8 protein-coding genes, 1 tRNA gene and 1 other RNA gene are annotated in these 17,221 nt (G+C 66.0%); 5 read left to right on the top strand and 5 right to left on the bottom strand.

The features are described from left to right. Positions 1-119 precede the first annotated feature (119 nt). The 3 genes from ACZK4Z_RS04925 to ACZK4Z_RS04915 all read left to right on the top strand — a co-directional run bounded on the left by ACZK4Z_RS04925 (position 120) and on the right by ACZK4Z_RS04915 (position 2,155). Positions 120-212 (top strand) — tRNA-Ser (locus tag ACZK4Z_RS04925). A gap of 317 nt (positions 213-529) precedes the next feature. Continuing rightward, a complete protein-coding gene (locus ACZK4Z_RS04920) occupies positions 530-1,636 on the top strand; it encodes a DUF3667 domain-containing protein (RefSeq protein WP_125894639.1) in 1,107 nt (368 codons plus the stop codon). A gap of 75 nt (positions 1,637-1,711) precedes the next feature. Then, the gene (locus ACZK4Z_RS04915; protein ID WP_125894641.1) at positions 1,712-2,155 is read left to right on the top strand and encodes a GNAT family N-acetyltransferase; all 444 of its coding nucleotides are present in this window, start codon (positions 1,712-1,714) and stop codon (positions 2,153-2,155) included. Positions 2,156-2,212: 57 nt separating this feature from the next. Here the strand turns inward: ACZK4Z_RS04915 and ACZK4Z_RS04910 are convergent, their stop codons facing one another. Together ACZK4Z_RS04910 and ACZK4Z_RS04905 are read right to left on the bottom strand one after the other, a co-directional pair. Continuing rightward, the gene (locus ACZK4Z_RS04910; protein ID WP_125894642.1) at positions 2,213-13,093 is read right to left on the bottom strand and encodes an autotransporter-associated beta strand repeat-containing protein; all 10,881 of its coding nucleotides are present in this window, start codon (positions 13,091-13,093) and stop codon (positions 2,213-2,215) included. A 359-nt stretch (positions 13,094-13,452) separates the two neighbouring features. Further along, entirely contained in the window at positions 13,453-13,770 is a 318-nt protein-coding gene (locus ACZK4Z_RS04905) for a DMT family transporter (protein WP_010483859.1), read from the bottom strand. Positions 13,771-14,070: 300 nt separating this feature from the next. Here ACZK4Z_RS04905 and ffs point away from each other — a divergent pair. Further along, positions 14,071-14,167, top strand: an RNA gene (ffs, locus tag ACZK4Z_RS04900) — signal recognition particle sRNA small type. Positions 14,168-14,245: 78 nt separating this feature from the next. Here ffs and ACZK4Z_RS04895 read toward each other — a convergent pair. The 3 genes from ACZK4Z_RS04895 to ACZK4Z_RS04885 are packed head-to-tail and all read right to left on the bottom strand — an operon-like array spanning position 14,246 to position 16,148. Further along, a complete protein-coding gene (locus ACZK4Z_RS04895; RefSeq protein WP_125894644.1) occupies positions 14,246-14,635 on the bottom strand; it encodes a nuclear transport factor 2 family protein in 390 nt (129 codons plus the stop codon). Then, positions 14,632-15,399 carry an MBL fold metallo-hydrolase gene (locus ACZK4Z_RS04890; RefSeq protein WP_049400635.1) on the bottom strand — a complete coding sequence of 256 codons (768 nt, stop codon included), beginning with the start codon at positions 15,397-15,399 and terminating at the stop codon, positions 14,632-14,634. The genes ACZK4Z_RS04895 and ACZK4Z_RS04890 overlap by 4 nt, the downstream gene beginning before the upstream one ends. Then, complete coding sequence (locus tag ACZK4Z_RS04885; RefSeq protein WP_049400634.1) at positions 15,399-16,148, bottom strand: 3-deoxy-D-manno-octulosonic acid kinase; 750 nt, start codon at positions 16,146-16,148, stop codon at positions 15,399-15,401. The genes ACZK4Z_RS04890 and ACZK4Z_RS04885 overlap by 1 nt, the downstream gene beginning before the upstream one ends. A 20-nt stretch (positions 16,149-16,168) precedes the next feature. Between ACZK4Z_RS04885 and ACZK4Z_RS04880 the strand changes: the two genes are divergently transcribed. Then, complete coding sequence (locus ACZK4Z_RS04880; protein WP_049400633.1) at positions 16,169-17,215, top strand: glycosyltransferase family 9 protein; 1,047 nt, start codon at positions 16,169-16,171, stop codon at positions 17,213-17,215. Positions 17,216-17,221 lie beyond the last annotated feature (6 nt).

Below are 17,221 nucleotides of genomic sequence, written 5' to 3'. Positions count from 1 at the left end.
TCCAGCCCCCTCGCCTCCGGCACGTCCTTCGCAGGTTCCTGACCGGGGTGCTTGTGAAGTGCCGCGCAGCCCGCTAGAATCTGCGCCCCTGCTGAGGCGTTTGCCGATGGCAGGGATCCGGAGAGGTGTCCGAGTGGTTGAAGGAGCACGCCTGGAAAGTGTGTAAGCGTCTAAACCGCGCTTCGGGGGTTCGAATCCCCCTCTCTCCGCCAGATAACTGAAAAAGGCTGCCCCCAGGGGCGGCCTTTTTCAGTTATCTGGCGCGGGACGCGAAGTGCGCTGCGCGCGCTTCGCCCCAAACGTTGCTGCGCAACCTTTGGGCCCCTCCCTTTGCCGGCCTCTCCCCGCCCCTGTCGGGGCAGCCCCTCAACAGAGGGGCGTGTTCCTCCAGATCCATCAGTAGATCCACGCCACGCGTGGATGCTTTTGATCGCCTTACGCACGCTCGTTGGCACTCCAAAACAAAACTGAACGAAACCTGAAAATTCGCTATCGTAGACGCCTTCATCCGACGCCTGGCCCATTGCCCATGAGTTCGACCGACAGCGCTCACGCCGACTGCGAGAACTGCAACACCGCCCTGCAGGGCCACTACTGCCATCGCTGCGGGCAATCGGCGCACAACCCGCTCAAGCACGTGGGCCATGCCATCGAAGAAGTGTTCGAATCCTTCTGGCACCTGGACGGGCGCATCTTCCGCACGCTGCGCGATCTTTGGGTTCCCGGCCGCATCACGCAGAACTACCTCAAGGGCCGCCGGGTCGGATACGTGCAGCCTTTACGACTGTTCGTCATCCTCACCCTGTTTACGTTCTTCATCGGCAAACTGTTCGTGCACGTCGACGACATCCGCATGGGCGGAGGCGATTCGCTGTATGCCAAGTCCATCACCGTTGAACAGGTCGAGGCCGCACGCGCGAAACAGCTGACGATGATCGATCAACAGCAGGCCAGCTCACCTGCTACCGGCAACGCCGGCTTCGCCATGGCCAGAGCGGCGGTGAATGCGGCAGCCGCACAGCGTAAAGCCGAGCTCACCGGCACCAGCAAGGAGGTCGCCACGACCGAGCCCGGCACCTTCTTCAACCACACCGTCAACGGCAAACCGTGGGACGCTGACACCAACCCCATCGTGGTGGCCGGCTGGCCCCGGTTCGCCAACAACTGGCTCAACAAGCGCCTGCACAACGGCAACGCCAACATCCACCGCATGGGGGGCAAGACCGATCTGTACATGCAGGCGATCCTGACCGCATTGCCCGGTGCCCTGTTCTTCCTGATGCCAGTGTTCGCGCTGGTGCTGCGCATCGCCTACATCCCGCGGTCGATGGGCTATCTGGAACACCTGGTGGTGGCGCTGTACAGCCACTGCTGGCTGATGATGGTGCTGCTGGCAACCTTCCTCATCGCCGGCATCAGCAGCGCGCTCGCATCCCCCGCCTTCGCCGCCGCCAGCCAATGGCTGTATGCCCTGCTGTGGCTGGCGGTCCCGGTCTATCTGCTGTGGATGCAGCAACGCGTGTATGGCGGCAACAAGGCGCTGACCGTGTTGCGCTACCTTGCCATCGGCGGCGTCTACCTGTTCCTGGTGAGCTTCGTGGTGATGTATGCGGTGCTGGCGGGAATCTCGGCCTGAGGGATACACGCACGGCATCCGGCCCATGAATCCACGTGTAGCGTGGATCTACTGACGATCGTCTATCGTGGGCCCATGAACCTCCGCCTCTACCGACCCGCAGATGCCAGCGCCTGCCTGTCGATTTTCGACAGCAACGTGCCCACCTACTTCGCGCCCGAAGAGCGCAGCGACTTTGAACGCTTCCTGCGTGAGCAGGCCATGGACTGCGCCTTCCAGGTGATCGAGCGCGACCACCGCATCGTGGCCTGTGGCGGCCTGTCGCGACGCGGTGATGGCAGTGCCGGTTTCTGCTGGGGCATGGTGCAGCGCGCGCTGCACCGGCATGGACTGGGACGCGAACTGGCGCTGGCGCGCCTGCGCCAGGCCGAAGCGGATCCCTCGATCAAGCGCATCGCGCTCAGTACCAGCCAGCACACCCAGGGCTTCTATGCCGGCCTGGGCTTCCAGGTGACACGTGTGGTGCCCGATGGTCACGGCGCCGGGATCGACGCTGTGGAAATGGAGCGGGAGCTCTAGCGCTCCCGCCCCGGCCCCATCCACGCCCGCCGTGGTTCTACCGCTGGCCCGCTCCCCTCAGAAGCCCACGCGCAGGTTGATCTGCCCGCCGACATCGCGGCGACCGTCGCCGTGCTGGCCCTGCACGAACATCGACAGCTGGCTGTTGCGGCCGAGCCCAACCGCCACGCCGACCTGACTGACCAACGCATTGCGTGCCATCACCGCGCTATAGACGTCGAAGGAATTGCCACCGACCGCGAAGCGGTTGCGGCTGGCCACGTCGGTGTCACCCGAAGCATGCTGCCAGCCGAGGCCGACCGTCAGCTGTGCAGGGAAGCGCTCGCCGCTGCCCACGTCCCAGCGGCCCCGCACGCCCACGGTGCTGACATTGAGCGTGTCCTTGCCACCTTCCAGCTCCAGCGCAGCAGTGCCGCCCTGCTCCACCGCGCGATCACTGTCGACCCAGTGCTTGGTGAACTGCACATACGGCTGCAGCTGGGTCCTGCCGTGGGTCCAGGTCCAGCTGCCTTCCACCTGGGCGATGGTCACATCCGAGTCCTGGCGGCTGTACAGGGTCTGGCCCAGCAGCGGCACCTCACGTGTGGTGCGCGTGCGGTAGTCGCCGCGCGACACGCTGCCACCGACCGCAAAGCCGTTGTTCCACTGGCCCTGCGCATACAGGCCGAAGGTGTTGCCACGCAGGCGGGCGCGCGAGCTGCGATCGTACAGGCGCGTATCCAGCCGTTCGTTGCCGGCCGCTGCACCCAGCACCACGTGCTCGCCCAGCTGCCAGTCCACGCCGGCCATCAGCGCATTGCGATTGGAGCGGATGTCGTCGCCGTTGCCATCACCATCCTGCCTGAACACCTTGCCGCTGCCGGCCAGCCAGGCCGAGGCACGCTCACCGCGCACGGTCGGCAGCTCACTGCCCAGACGCTGGCGGATACCCTCTTCCAGGTAATTGTCGTACAACAGCACCGCACGGCTGGCCGCATGCACTTCACCGGACAGCTGGTCGAAGGCCGCGCGCGCGGTACCCGCGTCATACATCAGCAGCGTGTTGTACAGGCCCAGCGCCGAACCACTCTGCGGCAGGCTGTCCAGCGCTGCGGCGGTGTTGTACTGGTTGCGCGTCTTCGCCGCCGTGGTGAAGGCTGCGGTCTGCGCCACATCGATCTGCAGATTGGCCGTGTTCGCCGTGTAGACCGGGGTGATGGTCAGGAAGGCCGACGGCGTCTTCGCCGAAGCGAACTGCCCGCTCACGCCACCGCCCGCATTGACCACAGTGTACTGCTGGCCCTGCTGGTAGCTGGTGCTCGGCGAGATGGTATTCACCTGCACGCTGCTGCCACCCACGTTGGCACTGCCACCCACCTGCACCGTGTCGCTGCCGGTGGCACCCAGATCGATGCCCAGCGTGCTGCCCGGCGACAAGGTCAGGTTGCCACCCACCGTGATCGTGCCGGTGCCATTGCCCGCACCGCTGCCATTGCCTGGGCCATTACCCGGCGACAGCACGCCGCCACTGGATACCGTCACGCCACCACCGGTACCCCCGATGGTGCCGGTGCCGGACAGCGTGGTACCGCTGCCGATGGTCCACTGGCCGCCGATGTTGCCGGTGACATTCAGGCCACCGCCGGTGACCTGGCCGGTGCCGCTGAAACCACCGCTGTTGCCGCCAAGGTTCAGGCCCCCCGGACCGGCCTGCACGATGCTGCCGCCACCGCTGATGCTGCCGCCCAGCGTGGTGCTGCCACCGGTGTTGATGATCAGCCCACCGTTGTTGGTGATGTTGCCGGTGATCGAGCCACTGGCGCCGCCATTGCCAACCTGCACGGTGCCGCCCGCATTGATGGTCGTGCCACCGGTGTAGGTGTTGTTTCCGATAAGCGTAATGGTGCCGTTGCCAGCCTGGGTCAGGCCACCGCTGCCGCTGATGGTGCCACCCACGGTGGTATTGCCACCGACGTTGAACACCAGGCTGCCGTTGTTGCTGACGTTGCCGGCAATCGATCCGCTCGCGCCGCCGTTGCCGACCTGCAGCGTGCCGCCGGTGTTGATGGTGGTGCCGCCGGTATAGGTGTTGTTGCCGCCCAGGATCAGCGTGCCGCTGCCGGCCTGGGTCAGGCCACCGCTGCCGCTGATGGTGCCGCCCAGCGTGGTGTTGCCCGCGACGTTGGACACAAGCGTGCCGTTGTTGGTGATGTCGCCGACGATCGAGCCGGTCGCACCACCATTGCCCAGCTGCAGCGTGCCGCCGGCATTGATGGTGGTACCGCCGGTGTAGGTGTTGTTGCCGGTCACGGTCAGCGTGCCACTGCCGGCCTGGGTCAGGCCACCGCTGCCGCTGATGGTGCCGCCCAGCGTGGTGTTGCCGGCCACGTTGGACACCAGCGTGCCGTTGTTGGTGATGTCGCCGACGATCGAGCCGGTCGCACCACCATTGCCCAGCTGCAGCGTGCCGCCGGCATTGATGGTGGTACCGCCGGTGTAGGTGTTGGTGCCGGTCAGCACCAGCGAGCCACTGCCCGCCTGGGTCAGGCCACCCGTACCACTGATGGTGCCGCCCAGCAGGGTGTTGCCCGCGACGTTGGAGATCAGCGAACCATTGTTGGTGATGTCGCCAGCGATCGAACCGGTCGCTCCACCATTGCCCACCTGCAGCGTGCCACCGGCAGTGATGATGGTGCCGCCGGTGTAGGTGTTGTTGCCGACCAGCGTCAGCACGCCGGCACCGGCCTGGGTCAGGCCACCACTGCCACTGATCGCGCCGCCGACCGTGGTGTTGCCCGCCACGTCGAACACCAGGCTGCCGTTGTTGGCGACATTACCGGTGATCGCACCGGTCGCACCGCCATTGCCGACCTGCAGCGTGCCACCGGCATTGATGGTGGTGCCGCCGGTATAGGTGTTGTTGCCGGTCAGCACCAGCGTGCCAGCGCCGGCCTGGGTCAGGCCACCACTGCCGCTGATGGTGCCGCCCAGCGTGGTGTTGCCCGCCACGTTGGACACCAGCGCGCCGTTGTTGGTGATGCCGCCGACGATCGCGCCGGTCGCACCACCGTTGCCCACCTGCAACGTGCCGCCGGCATTGATGGTGGTACCGCCGGTATAGGTGTTGTTGCCGGTCAGCACCAGCGTGCCGCTGCCGGCCTGGGTCAGGCCACCGCTACCGCTGACCACACCGCCCACGGTTGCGGTGCTGCCCAGGTTGTAGACCAGGCTGCCGTTGTTGGTGATGTCGCCCAGCACCGAACCGGAGCTGCCACCGTTGCCGAGCTGCAGCGTGCTGCCACCGTTGATGGTGGTGCCACCGGTATAGACGTTGTCGCCGCTCAGGGTCAGCGTGCCGGTGCCGCTCTGCACCAGGCCACCGGTGCCACTGAGCACACCGCCGAAGGTGGTGCTGCCGTTGTTGCCGCCGGTGGTCAGGGTCGCACCGCCCAGCACCACGCTGGATCCGGCTACGCCGGCCAGGCCACCAATGCTCTGGTTGCCACCGGCACTGATGTCCAGCGTACCGGCACCGGTCAGATTGACCGTGCTCGCACCCGACAGGGTGCCACCGGCCGCCACCGCCAGCGTGCCGCTGTTGATGGTGGTGTTACCGGTGTAGGTGCTGGCACCGCCCAGGGTGACCGTTGCTGCGCCATCCTTGAGCAGGCCGCCAGCGCCGCTGATAGGGCCGTTCAAGGTCAGCGCGTGGCTGCCGGCAAGGGTCAGCGTGCCGCTGGCCAGCTGCACGGTATTGGCCAGGGTCAGCGCGCTGGTGCCGTCCAGGCTGGCATTGCCGCCCACGGTCAGCGTGCCGGTTCCCAGTGCATTGTTGTTACCCAAGGCAAGGCCACCGGCGTTGAGTGCCACGCCACCGCTGAAGGTATTGCTGCCGGTCAGGCCCTGGATGCCAGCACCATTCTTCACCAGGCCACCGGTACCGGTAATGTCACCAGCGAAGGTCGTGTTTCCTACGCCATTGAGGGTCAGCGTGCTGCCGCCGAGCGCGACCGTACTGCCGGTAACACCGGCCAGTGATCCGATGCTCTGCGCACCACCGGCAGAAATATCGAACGCTGTTCCGGCGTTGGCCAGTGTCACCGCGCCATTCGCTGCCAGGCTTCCTCCGGCGCCAATCGCCAGCGTGCCCGCATTGATGGTGGTGCCACCAGTGAAGGTATTGGCACCGGTCAGGGTCTGGGTGCCGGTGCCTTCCTTGATCAGCCCACCGGTGCCCCCCACCGAACCACTGAACGTGCCATTGACGGGACCACCAATGGTCAAGGTGTTGCCGCCCAGGTTCACCGTGCCGTTGCCGATCAGGGTACCGAACTGCTGCGTGCCGCTGCCCGCCGACAGATCGAAGGTCGCACCACTGGCCAGGTTGACGATGCCACTGGCATTCAAGCTCGCGCCGGCGCCCAATGCCAACGTACCGGCATTGATGAAGGTGCCACCGGTATAGGTATTGGCACCGTTCAAGGTCAGCGTTGCCGCGCCCTCCTTGGTCAGCGAGCCGGTGCCACTCAGGCTGCCGTTGAGGGTGAGGTTGTTGCTGCCGAGTACGGTCAGCCCGGCGTTGAGGACGAAGTTGTTGGCCAACGTCACCGCAGTGTTCGAATCGAGCGTACCGTTGCCACCCACCGTTACCGCCCCGGTGCCGAGAGCGGCATCGTTGCCGACCACCAGGCCGCCTGCATTGAGCACTACACCGCCACTGAAGGTGCTGGCGCCGTTGAGGGTCTGCACGCCTGCGCCGTTCTTGACGAGGCCACCATTGCCGGTGATCGCACCGTTGAACGTGCTGTCTACCGTGCCACCCAGGGTCAGCGCGCTGCCACCGAGTGCCACCGTGCTGCCGGCCACGCCGGCCAGCGAACCGATGGTCTGGTTGCCCGCAGAGATATCGAGGGTACCGGTACCTGCCAGGTTCACCGCGCCGGTCGACGCCAGGCTGCCGCCGGCGCCGATCGCCAGCGTGCCGCTGTTGATGGTGGTGCCTCCGGTGTAGGTATTCGCACCGGTCAGGGTCACGGTGGCCGCACCGTTCTTGATCAGCCCACCGGTACCGGAAACGATGCCGCCCAAGGTCAGTGCATTGCTGCCCAGCAGGTTGAGGTTGGCACCTGATGCCAGCGTGATGTTGTTGGCCAGGTTGGCCGCGGTCGAAGCATCCAGCGTAGCGCTGGCCCCCACCGTCAGCGCACCGGTGCCGAGCGCAGCGTTGTTGCCGACCACCAGGCCACCGCCGTTGAGCGCCAGGCCGCCGCTGAACAGGTTGGCGCCGCCCAGCGTGAGGATGCCGGTGCCGTTCTTGACCAGGCCACCGGTGCCGGAAATCGCGCCGTCGAACACGCTGTTGCCGTTGCCGCCGAGGATCAGCGACTGCGCGCCCAGAGTGACCGTGGAGCCGGTCACGCCGGCCAACGAACCAATGGTCTGGCTGGCACCGGACGTCGAGATGTCGAAGCCGGTTCCCGCTGCGGTAAGTGTCACTGCACCGGTGGCCGCCAGGCTGCCGCCCGGACCGATCGCCAGTGTGCCGGCATTGATGAAGGTGCCGCCGGTGTAGGTGTTGGCACCGGTCAGCGTCTCGATGCCCGCACCGACCTTGGTCAGGCCACCCGTACCTGCGATAGAGCCACTGAAGGTGCCATTGGTCGCCCCGCCGACTTCGATCGAATTGGCGCCCAGGTTGACCGTACCGTTGCCGACCAGGGTGCCGAACACCTGCGTGCCACTGCCGGCCGACAGATCCAGCGTCGCGCCGGTGGCGAGGTTCACGGTACCGCTCGCCGCCAGGCTTGCACCGGCACCCAGCGCCAGTGTGCCGGCGTTGATGTTGGTACCACCGGTATAGGAGTTGATACCGTTCAAGGTCAGCGTTGCGCCACCATCCTTGGTCAGGCTGCCGGTACCGGAAATCACCCCGTTGAGCGTCAGCGCATTGGTGCCCAGTACGGTCAGGCCTGCGTTGAGTGCGATGTTGTTGGTCAGTGCTGCCAGGCCGGTGGTGTCCAGCGTGGCGGCCCCGCCGACGGTGAGCGCGCCAGAGCCCAGCGCCGCGTCATTGCCGAGCACCAGCCCACCTGCGTTGAGCGTCACGCCGCCGCCAAACGTGTTGGCACCGGACAGCGTCTGCACGCCCGCGCCCACCTTGACCAGACCGCCACCACCACTGATCACGCCGTCGAAGGCGGCATTGCCGGCCGTGCCGAAGGTCAACGAATTACCGCCCAGCGCCAGCGTGCTTCCGCCCGCACCGTTGAGCGCGCCGATGGTCTGGCTGCTGCCGGCACCGGAGATATCGAAGCCAGCGCCTGCGCCCAGCGTGACATCACCCGCCGCGGCAAGGCTGCCACCTGTTCCCAGTGCCAGCGTACCGGCGTTGATGGTGGTACCGCCGGTATAGGTGTTGGCACCGGACAGCGTCAGCGTGGTGGCACCGTTCTTGATCAGGCTGCCGTTGCCATCGATCACACCCGACAGCGTCAGCGCATTGCTACCCGGCAATGTCAGTGCGACACCCGAGCCCAGCGTGACCGCATTGCCGAGCGTCGCTGCAGCACCCGCATCCAGCGTGGTGCTGGCATTCACCGCCAGCGTGCCGGAACCGAGTGCGCCGTTCGCGCCGACCACCAGGCCACCACCGTTCAAGGTCAGGCCGCCACCGAAGGTATTGGTGTTGTTGAGCGTCAGCAGGCCTGCACCGTTCTTGATCAGGCTGCCGCTGCCGGCCACCACGCCTGCAAGGGTGAGATCGCTGCTGCCGCCCAGCGTCAGCTGCGTACCCCCACCGAAGTTCACGGCGTTGGCCAGATTCAGTGACGTCGTTCCGTCCAGGCTGACGTTGCCGCCGATGCCCAGCGTGCCCGTGCCCAGCGCCCCCGAATTCCCGAGGATCAGGCCACCGGCATCAAGCGCGACACCGCCACTGAAGGTATTGACACCGGACAGCGTCTGCACGCCAGCACCGACCTTGATCAGCCCACCGCTGCCATCGATGACACCGGCAAAGCTGCCATTGCTGGCGCCACCGAAAGTAAGGGTCTGCGTGCCCAATGCCACATGGCTGCCTGCCACGCCGTTCAACGCGCCAATGGTCTGCCCGGCACCCGCTGCGGAGATGTCCAGCGTCGCGCCGGCACCGGCGAGGTCCACCGCACCGATGGCGGCAAGACTGCCACCCGCGCCGAGTGCCAGCGCACCTGCGTTGACCGTGGCGCCACCGAGGAAGGTATTGGCACCGGACAAGGTCAGCGTCGAGGCGCCGTCCTTGATCAGGCCACCGGCACCACTCACCACACCGCTCAGAGTGAGATTGCTGCTGCCCGGCAGGGTCAGCGTATTGGCGCCCAGGTTCACTGCATTGACCAGCGAAACCGGGGCGCTCGCATCCAGAGAAACATTGCCGCCGATGTTCAGTGCACCGGTACCCAACGCACCGTTGGCGCCGACCGACAGACCGCCCGCATTCAGCGTCAGACCACCACTGAAGGTGTTGCTGTTGTTCAACGACAGCACGCCAGTGCCGGTCTTGATCAGGCCACCGGTGCCAGTGATCAGTCCGCCCAGAGCAACATTCTCATTGCTGGTCAGGCTCAGCTGCGCACCGGCATCGAGATCGATGGCATTGCCCAGGTTCAATGCCACCGTACTGCCCAGGGTCGCGTTCGCGCCCACGGCAAGCAGCCCGGTTCCCAGTGCGCCAGCGTTGCCCAGCATCAGGCCACCGCCGTTGAGCGTCAGCCCACCGACGAAGTTGTTGGCGCCGTTGAGCGTGAGCGTGCTGGCGCCGTTCTTGATCAGGCCACCGGCTCCGGAAACCACCCCGCCAAGCGTGATCGCCTGCGAACCCGGCAGCGACAGCGCAGCCCCACTACCCAGAGTGACATTGTTGACCAGGTTCAACGCCGTGCTGCCATCGAGCGATGCATTGCCACCCACGCTCAATGCGCCCGTCCCGAGTGCACCGCTGTTGCCCAGCAGCAGGCTGCCGGCATTGAGGTTCAGGCCGCCGCTGAATGCATTGGTACCGTTCAAGGTCAGCAGCGAGGCACCGTTCTTGGTCAGGCTGCCGGTGCCGGTGATGTTGCCGCCCAGGGTGAGGTTCTGGCTGCCCGGCAGCGTCAGCACCGCGCCAAGGTTGATGGCATTGCCCAGATTCAGTGCTGCGGTTGCGTCGAGCGAGCCATTGCCGCTGACCGTCAATGCGCCGGTACCGAGTGCACTGCCGTTGCCCAGCAACAGGCCACCGGCCGCCAGGTTCAGGCCACCACTGAAGGTATTGGCGCCGCTGAGCGTCTGCGTGCCCGTTCCCTGCTTGACCAGGCCACCGGTACCGCCGATCACGCCGCCGAATGTCTGGTTGGTGGCATCACCGAAGGTGAGCGTGCTGCCGCCCAGCGAGAGGATGCTGCCTGCCGAACCGGACAGCGCACCGATGGTCTGGTTGCCGCCGAGCGAGATGTCCAGTTCGGCGCCGGCCCCCGCCAGGCTCACCGCCCCGGTGGCCGCCAGACTGCCGCCACTGGCCAGTGCCACCTTTCCTGCGTTTACGTTCAGACCGCCGGTGAATGCGTTGGCCCCACCCAGCGTAAGCGTGGAGGCGCCGTTCTTGACCAGGCTGCCGGTACCACCGATCACGCCGCCCAGCGTCAGCGCGTTGGAGCCCAGCACGTTGAGCGAACCACCCACCCCCAGGTTGATGCCGTTGCCCACGGTCAGTGCCGAGCTGGCATCAAGCGTCACCGCGCCACCGACATTCAATGCGCCGGTTCCCAGCGCACCGCCGTTGCCGAGCACCAGTCCTCCAGCCGTGAGCGACAGCCCTCCACCAAACGTGTTGGCGTTGTTGAGGGTCAGGGTGGCCGCGCCGTTCTTGACCAGGCTGCCGGAGCCACCGATCACGCCGTTGAAGGTCAATGCCTGGTTCCCGGACAGATTGAGGATGCTGCCCGCGCCCAGATTGACCGCGTTGGTGAGAGCGAGCGCCCCGGTGCCATCGAGAGACACGTTGCCGCCAACACTAAGTGTTCCAGTACCCAGCGCGCCTGCATTGCCCAGCAGCAGGCCACCGCCGTTGAGCGTGACGCCACCTGTGAAGGTATTGGCGCCCGACAGGGTCTGGGTACCCGTACCGACCTTGACCAGCGCGCCGCCGACACCGCCGATGACGCCGGAGAAGCTGGTGCTGGTGTTCAGGCCACCCAACGTGAGGCTGCGCGCGCCAAGGTTGAGCGCACCGGATCCGGCGAGTGAGCCGATGGTCTGGCTGGCCGCAACCGAGAGATCGAGGTTGGTACCTGCGCTCAGCGAGATCGCACTTGTCGGTGACAGGCTGCCACCGGCGCCCAATGCCAGCGCACCACCGGTGACCGCGAAGGAGCCCGTAAGCAGGTTGGCACCATTCAAGGTGAGGGTACCCGGACCCGCCTTGACCAGGTCGCCAGCGCCGGAGATCGAACCATTCAGGCCCAGCGCGTTGCTGCCCAGCAGGTTGAGCGTGCCGCCACCGTTGATGACGAGGTTGTTGCCCAGATTGAAGTTGGCCGAGGTATCCAGCGAAGCGTTGCCACCGACGGTCAGACTGCCGCTGCCGAGCGCACCGGCATTGCCGAGCACCAGGCCGCCAGCATTGAGGTTGACGCCACCGCTGAACAGGTTCGCACCGCCCAGGGTGACGATGCCGGTGTTGTTGACCGTCAGCCCACCGGTACCGGATAGCACGCCACTCAAACCGAAGCCTTGGGCACCGCCCAGGTTCAACCCGCCATTGAGGGTGAAATTGTTGCCCAGCGACAGGCCTGCACCACTGGCCGCGATCGAGCCGCCAGTGACGGTAAACAGGCCGGAACCGAATGCGGCGTTGTTGTTGAAGTTCACCACGCCGCCACCGAGGGTGATCGCGCCCGTGCCCGACCACGGCCCCTGCAGGTTCCAGGTGCCGCTGTTGACGGTGAGCTTCTGGAAGCCGATGTAGTTGGTCCAGCCGATGCTCGACGCAGGCCCGTTGTTACTGGCGTTGTCCTGCAGCACCAGGGTGTTGTTGGCGGCACCGGTGCCGATGCCTGCATCAACCGTGCCCGCCGCTGCGACCTTGACCCCGGTTACGCCGGCGAGCAGGCCTGCAGGTGCGCTACCGCCACCGGTAACCACGGTGGACCCTGCCACGGCAGTGAAAGTATTGCCGCCGGTGGAATCACCCAGATGCACACTGCCCGAGATCGTGCCCGAATTGGTGAACGTATTGCCTGTCGAAGCGCCCAGGCCGACACGACCGGTGATGCTGCCACGGTTGGTCACGTTGGCCTGTGCTCCGCCATAGGTCACCACCGACGTCGCATCCGCAAGCTGCCCTATCCCCAGCAGCGACATTCCAATCGAACCATCATTGACCAGCGTGGTGGTCCCACCTGCGGCATTCTGCGCGGTGACCGCCTGGCCGCCGAAACCCAGCAAAGTGCCGATGTTGAAGATGCCCTTGATCTGGCCGCCAGTCTGGTTGTTGACCGTGATCGCGCTGCCACCGGCGGTGTTGTTGCCGACCACCAGGCCGGCCGCGGCCAGGCTGAGACCACCGGTCAGGAACGGATCGATCGTGCCGGCGTTGTTGACCGTGGTGTTGCTGCCGCTCAACGTCACCGCATTGCCGCCCAACAGCAGAGGCACGCTGAACACCGCGCCATTGGCGATGTTCAACGTCAGGCCGCTGGTCGGGTTGACGTAGTTGTTGATGTTGGTGGAGCTGTCGCAGTTGACGGTCGTGGTGCCAGTGCACGCTGCGAAGGCCGAACCACTGGCCAGCGTGGCAGCCAATGCCACCACCAGCTGGTGCGCCCGCAATCGCGGCACCCGCCCTGCGCAGACCGCGCTTCCGCCGGGATTCTGGGTGACCTCCGAAGCAACCTGCATTACGCCGAGGGCGCGATTGAAAACCAGACGGTAAATGCGGTTCATCGGTAAATCTCCATGAAAAGACCGGATGGCACTGCAGGCAGGTTTTTTTTGAAGACAATGCGGCCCACCCCGGCTCCCGACACGGGAACAAGGCCTGGCTTCATTAACTTCTGAAAATCTTCACATCTTCACGCGACCGCACCTGGAAAAGGCAGGTCAACGTGTCCGTCAAGGCGAAAACTCCCCGATTTCGCATGACGAATGGCGGCACTGTGCGGCCGATGGCGCCAGCGGCATGTGAATCACGCGCGTTATTTTCATGACGCACGTCAAATAAAACGGGCGGACAAAATGGTTTTGCCGAAAATGCATATACCTGCAGCAGGCGGAAATTCCTTTCTCCGCCCAACTAAATGCATTCAGCTGCTCGAGAGTTTCATCAGCACCAGGCCGGAAACGATCAGCACCGCCGCACCGATCCGCATCGGGCTGACCTGCTCACCGAGGAAGACGATGCCGACCACGAACGCACCGACCGCGCCGATGCCGGTCCAGATCGTGTAGGCGGTGCCCAGCGGCAGGCTGCGCATGGCCACCGCCAGCAGCCAGAAGCTGGCGATCATGCCGATGATGGTGACCACGGTAGGGGTGAGCTTGGTGAAGCCTTCGGACTGCTTCATGGACACGGCCCAGACGATTTCCAGCAGGCCGGCGAACAACAGATAGATCCAGGCCATGACAGCCCTCCTCTTGGTAGGGCCAGGCCGTCCTGGTCATTGATTCCCGATGTGGGGGAGGTCGTTCCTCCTGGCCGGCATTCTAGCAACGCCGGTCGGCGCGGGGCGTTGCCGGCAGACGCGGGTTACAGCCGATTCAGTGCACGAAGCTGGCGTCGATGTACCTGCCTGCGCTATAGTTGCCGTCTGCCATCGGCCAGCCGATGTGCAGTCCGGCTGTGGTCTCCGGCGCATCGCGCGCTGCTTCCCCTGATCCGTGAACCGGCCGCCCACTGGGCGGCCAACGTCTCTATGGTGGCCCCGTCGGCCCCTCGCGACGCTAGGTCGAAAATCCCGCCAGGGCCGGAAGGCAGCAACGGTATCGATCGACGCGGGCGCCGAGGTCAGCCGGCGGGGCCACCGCCTTTTCCGGCGATGCCCCGCCTCTGGTAGATGCCAGCCTTGGCTGGCGCCCTTCACCGGGCATCGCCCACCACTACCCCGCCGCGGGCGTGCCCTGGTGAAACACCACCCTCCATTCCTGCGCATGCCGTCGCCACAGCGAACTGCGCAACACCCAGCCCTGGGCCTGGCCATCAACGTGATAGCGGCTGCGGTAGCGCACCTGGGCCAGATCCTCGGCCAACAGCCACACCGCGTACTGTTCCGATTCGATCAGCACCTGCGCGCGCTCCAGCGGGATCTCCTGCAACGCCGCATCACGGCCGTAGCATCGCCCGGAACTGCCGATCTCGCTGAAATCCTCGTCCAGAAGTGCCGCCAGTTGCTCGCGATCGGCGCGCACCTGCGGCGCATGCAGCGCGCGTTCCAGCGCCTCCAGCTCGGCAGCCAGCGCCGCGTCGGCGGGCTGGCCAGCACCGCTCACGGCGGATCCTGCACCAGCACGTGCGCTGCCGTGGGGTTGGCCAGCGGCACGCACTGCCCCGGCTGCGCCACACGGTGCCCCCGCGCGGCCAGCGCCTGGCCGTCGGCCGCGCTCGCATAGTGGTAGAGCATCATCCGCGCCTGCAGTTCGGCGCTGTACTCGCGCTCCAGGTCGTCCACGCCAGTATGCGACGGGTTGCCGTGCAGGCCGCAGTCGTGCGCGATCAGTTCATTGTCGTTGGCGAAGCGGGCCAGCATCTCCGGAATCGGCCGGGTATCGCCGCTCCAGGTCAGCGCACCCTGCAGGCGCAGGCCATAGGCCGTCTCCGGCCAGTGGTGGCGCACCGGGAACACTTCCAGGCGTACGCCCTCATGCCAGAACGCATCGCCCACCACGATCAGCTGGAACGCATCCCAGAAGTTGGCACCGCCCTCGGCCAGCACGTTCGGGTAGTCCCCGATGCGCTTGTGCAGCAGCGGCACCACGGTGGCAGGCACATACAAGCGCACCTTGCCGCGCCGGTGCGCGTTGAAGAAGGTATCGACGAACAGGCGCTCGAAGCCCGCTACGTGGTCCAGGTGCACATGGGTGACGAACAGCGCCTGCGGCATGTGCCCGTAGTGCGCCTTGAACGCGGTCAGGCCTTCGCCGCCACAGTCGATGGTCAACCACGGCCGACCGTCCCGTTCGATCACCGACATCGGCGACCCCAGCTCGACCGCCGACGCATTGCCGACGCCGAGGAAACGCAACGACCAGTCCATCAGGTGCCCCGGTTCCAGGCCATGTCATAGGCGCGGCGCAGCCGCGCGTAATCCTTCTGCACGTCTTCCATGCTGCGCTCGCCGCGCAGCTTGATCAGCGAGCGCAGCAGGCGCTTGAGATTGCGTTCGCGCCAGGCGGTCGCCGGGATGCGGATCACCCCGCGGTCGAAGTCGATCAACCAGCCGTGGCCGTTGCCGTCGAACAGGATGTTGTGCGCATTGAGGTCGGCATGGTCCAGGCCGGCACGATGGAAGCGGGCGATCAGCCGCCCGGTCTCCTCCCACGGTGCGCCCCGGCCCGCGACCAGCGCGCGGTCGGCCAGCGAACGGACACCCTCGATCCGCTCCATCAGGATCGCAGCCCGGTAGCGCAGGCCCTCGCGCATGTAGAACGCCGCCAGTGGCCGGGGCACCGGCAGCTTTTTCTCGCGCAGCGCGCGCATCAGCCGGAATTCGGCGAAGCTGCGCGTCCGGTCCGCGCCGCGCCAGAGGTACTGGTCATGGCTGATCTTCGCCGCCAGGCCACCGCGCAGGTAGTGGCGCAGCACGCTGGCGCCGAACGGCGCATCGACGAACCAGGCGCTGCCACGACCGCCCTCGCCCACCGGCCGAGCCCTGCTGCCCCAGTGCTGGGGCGAGAACAGGCCGATCTCGGCTTGCCGCAGCCGCTCGCGGTCGAACAGAATGGCCCCGATGCCGCGACCCTCGCGGCATGGCGTCAGCGCTTCATTGGCGTCGAATGCGACCATTTCATTGAGTCTAACAACACATGGCATCAGCGTCCTCCTCCTTGTGCCTCCTGCGCCTGTCCGCACTTGGCGATGTCACCCACGTGGTGCCCCTGGTGCGCACCCTGCAGGCTGCGCGCCCGGATACGCCGATCCACTGGATCATCGACAAGGCCGGCCACAAGCTGCTCGACGGCCTGCCCGGTGTCACCTTCCATGCCTACGACAAGAAGAGCGGCATGGCCGGGGTCAAGGAACTGCGCAGGCAGCTGCCGCCGGGGCGCTTCGAAGCGCTGTTGCAGATGCAGGTGGCGTTCCGCGCCAACCTGCTGTCGGCCTTCATTCCCGCAGAGCGTCGCATCGGCTATGACCGCAGCCGCTCGAAGGACCTGCATGGTCTCTTCATCAACGAACGCATCCCCGACCGCCCCGGCATCCATGTGCTGGATGCCATCGGCAGTTTCTGTGAACCCCTTGGCCTGCGCCAGACCGAGGTCAGCTGGGACCTGGCGGTGCCGCAGTCCGCATATGAGTGGGCCGCCGCGCAATGGCAGGACGATGGCCGCCCGGTGTTGATGATCTCGCCCTGTTCCAGTCACGTGCGCCGCAACTGGTATGCAGACCGCTACGCCGCCGTGGCCAACCACGCCGCACAGCGCGGTTGGCAGGTGGTGCTGTGCGGAGGCCGGAGCGAACTGGAGCGCAGCATGGCCGATGCCATCCAGGCACAGCTGCACACACCGGCGCTGGACCTGGTCGGCAAGGACACCTTGAAGCAGCTGCCGGCGCTGCTGGCCCGCGCCAATCTGGTGATGACCCCGGACTCGGGCCCGATGCACATCGCCAACGCGATGGGCGCCAAGGTACTGGGCCTGCACGCGGCCAGCAACCCGAACCGCAGCGGTCCCTATTCCGACCGCCGCTACTGCGTGGACCGCTACGACGATGCCGCGCGCAAGTACCTGGCCAAGCAGGCCTCGGATCTGAAGTGGGGCACCAAGATCGAGTTCGACGATGTGATGGAACTGATCACCGTGGAAGACGGTATCGCTGCGTTCGAACGCTACGTCGCCGACCACCTGGGGTGAGCAGCA

The organism is Stenotrophomonas sp. 71799_Sma (assembly GCF_056482505.1).
Note: the sequence above shows the minus strand (reverse complement) of the source record. Positions and strands in the feature narration are given on the sequence as shown.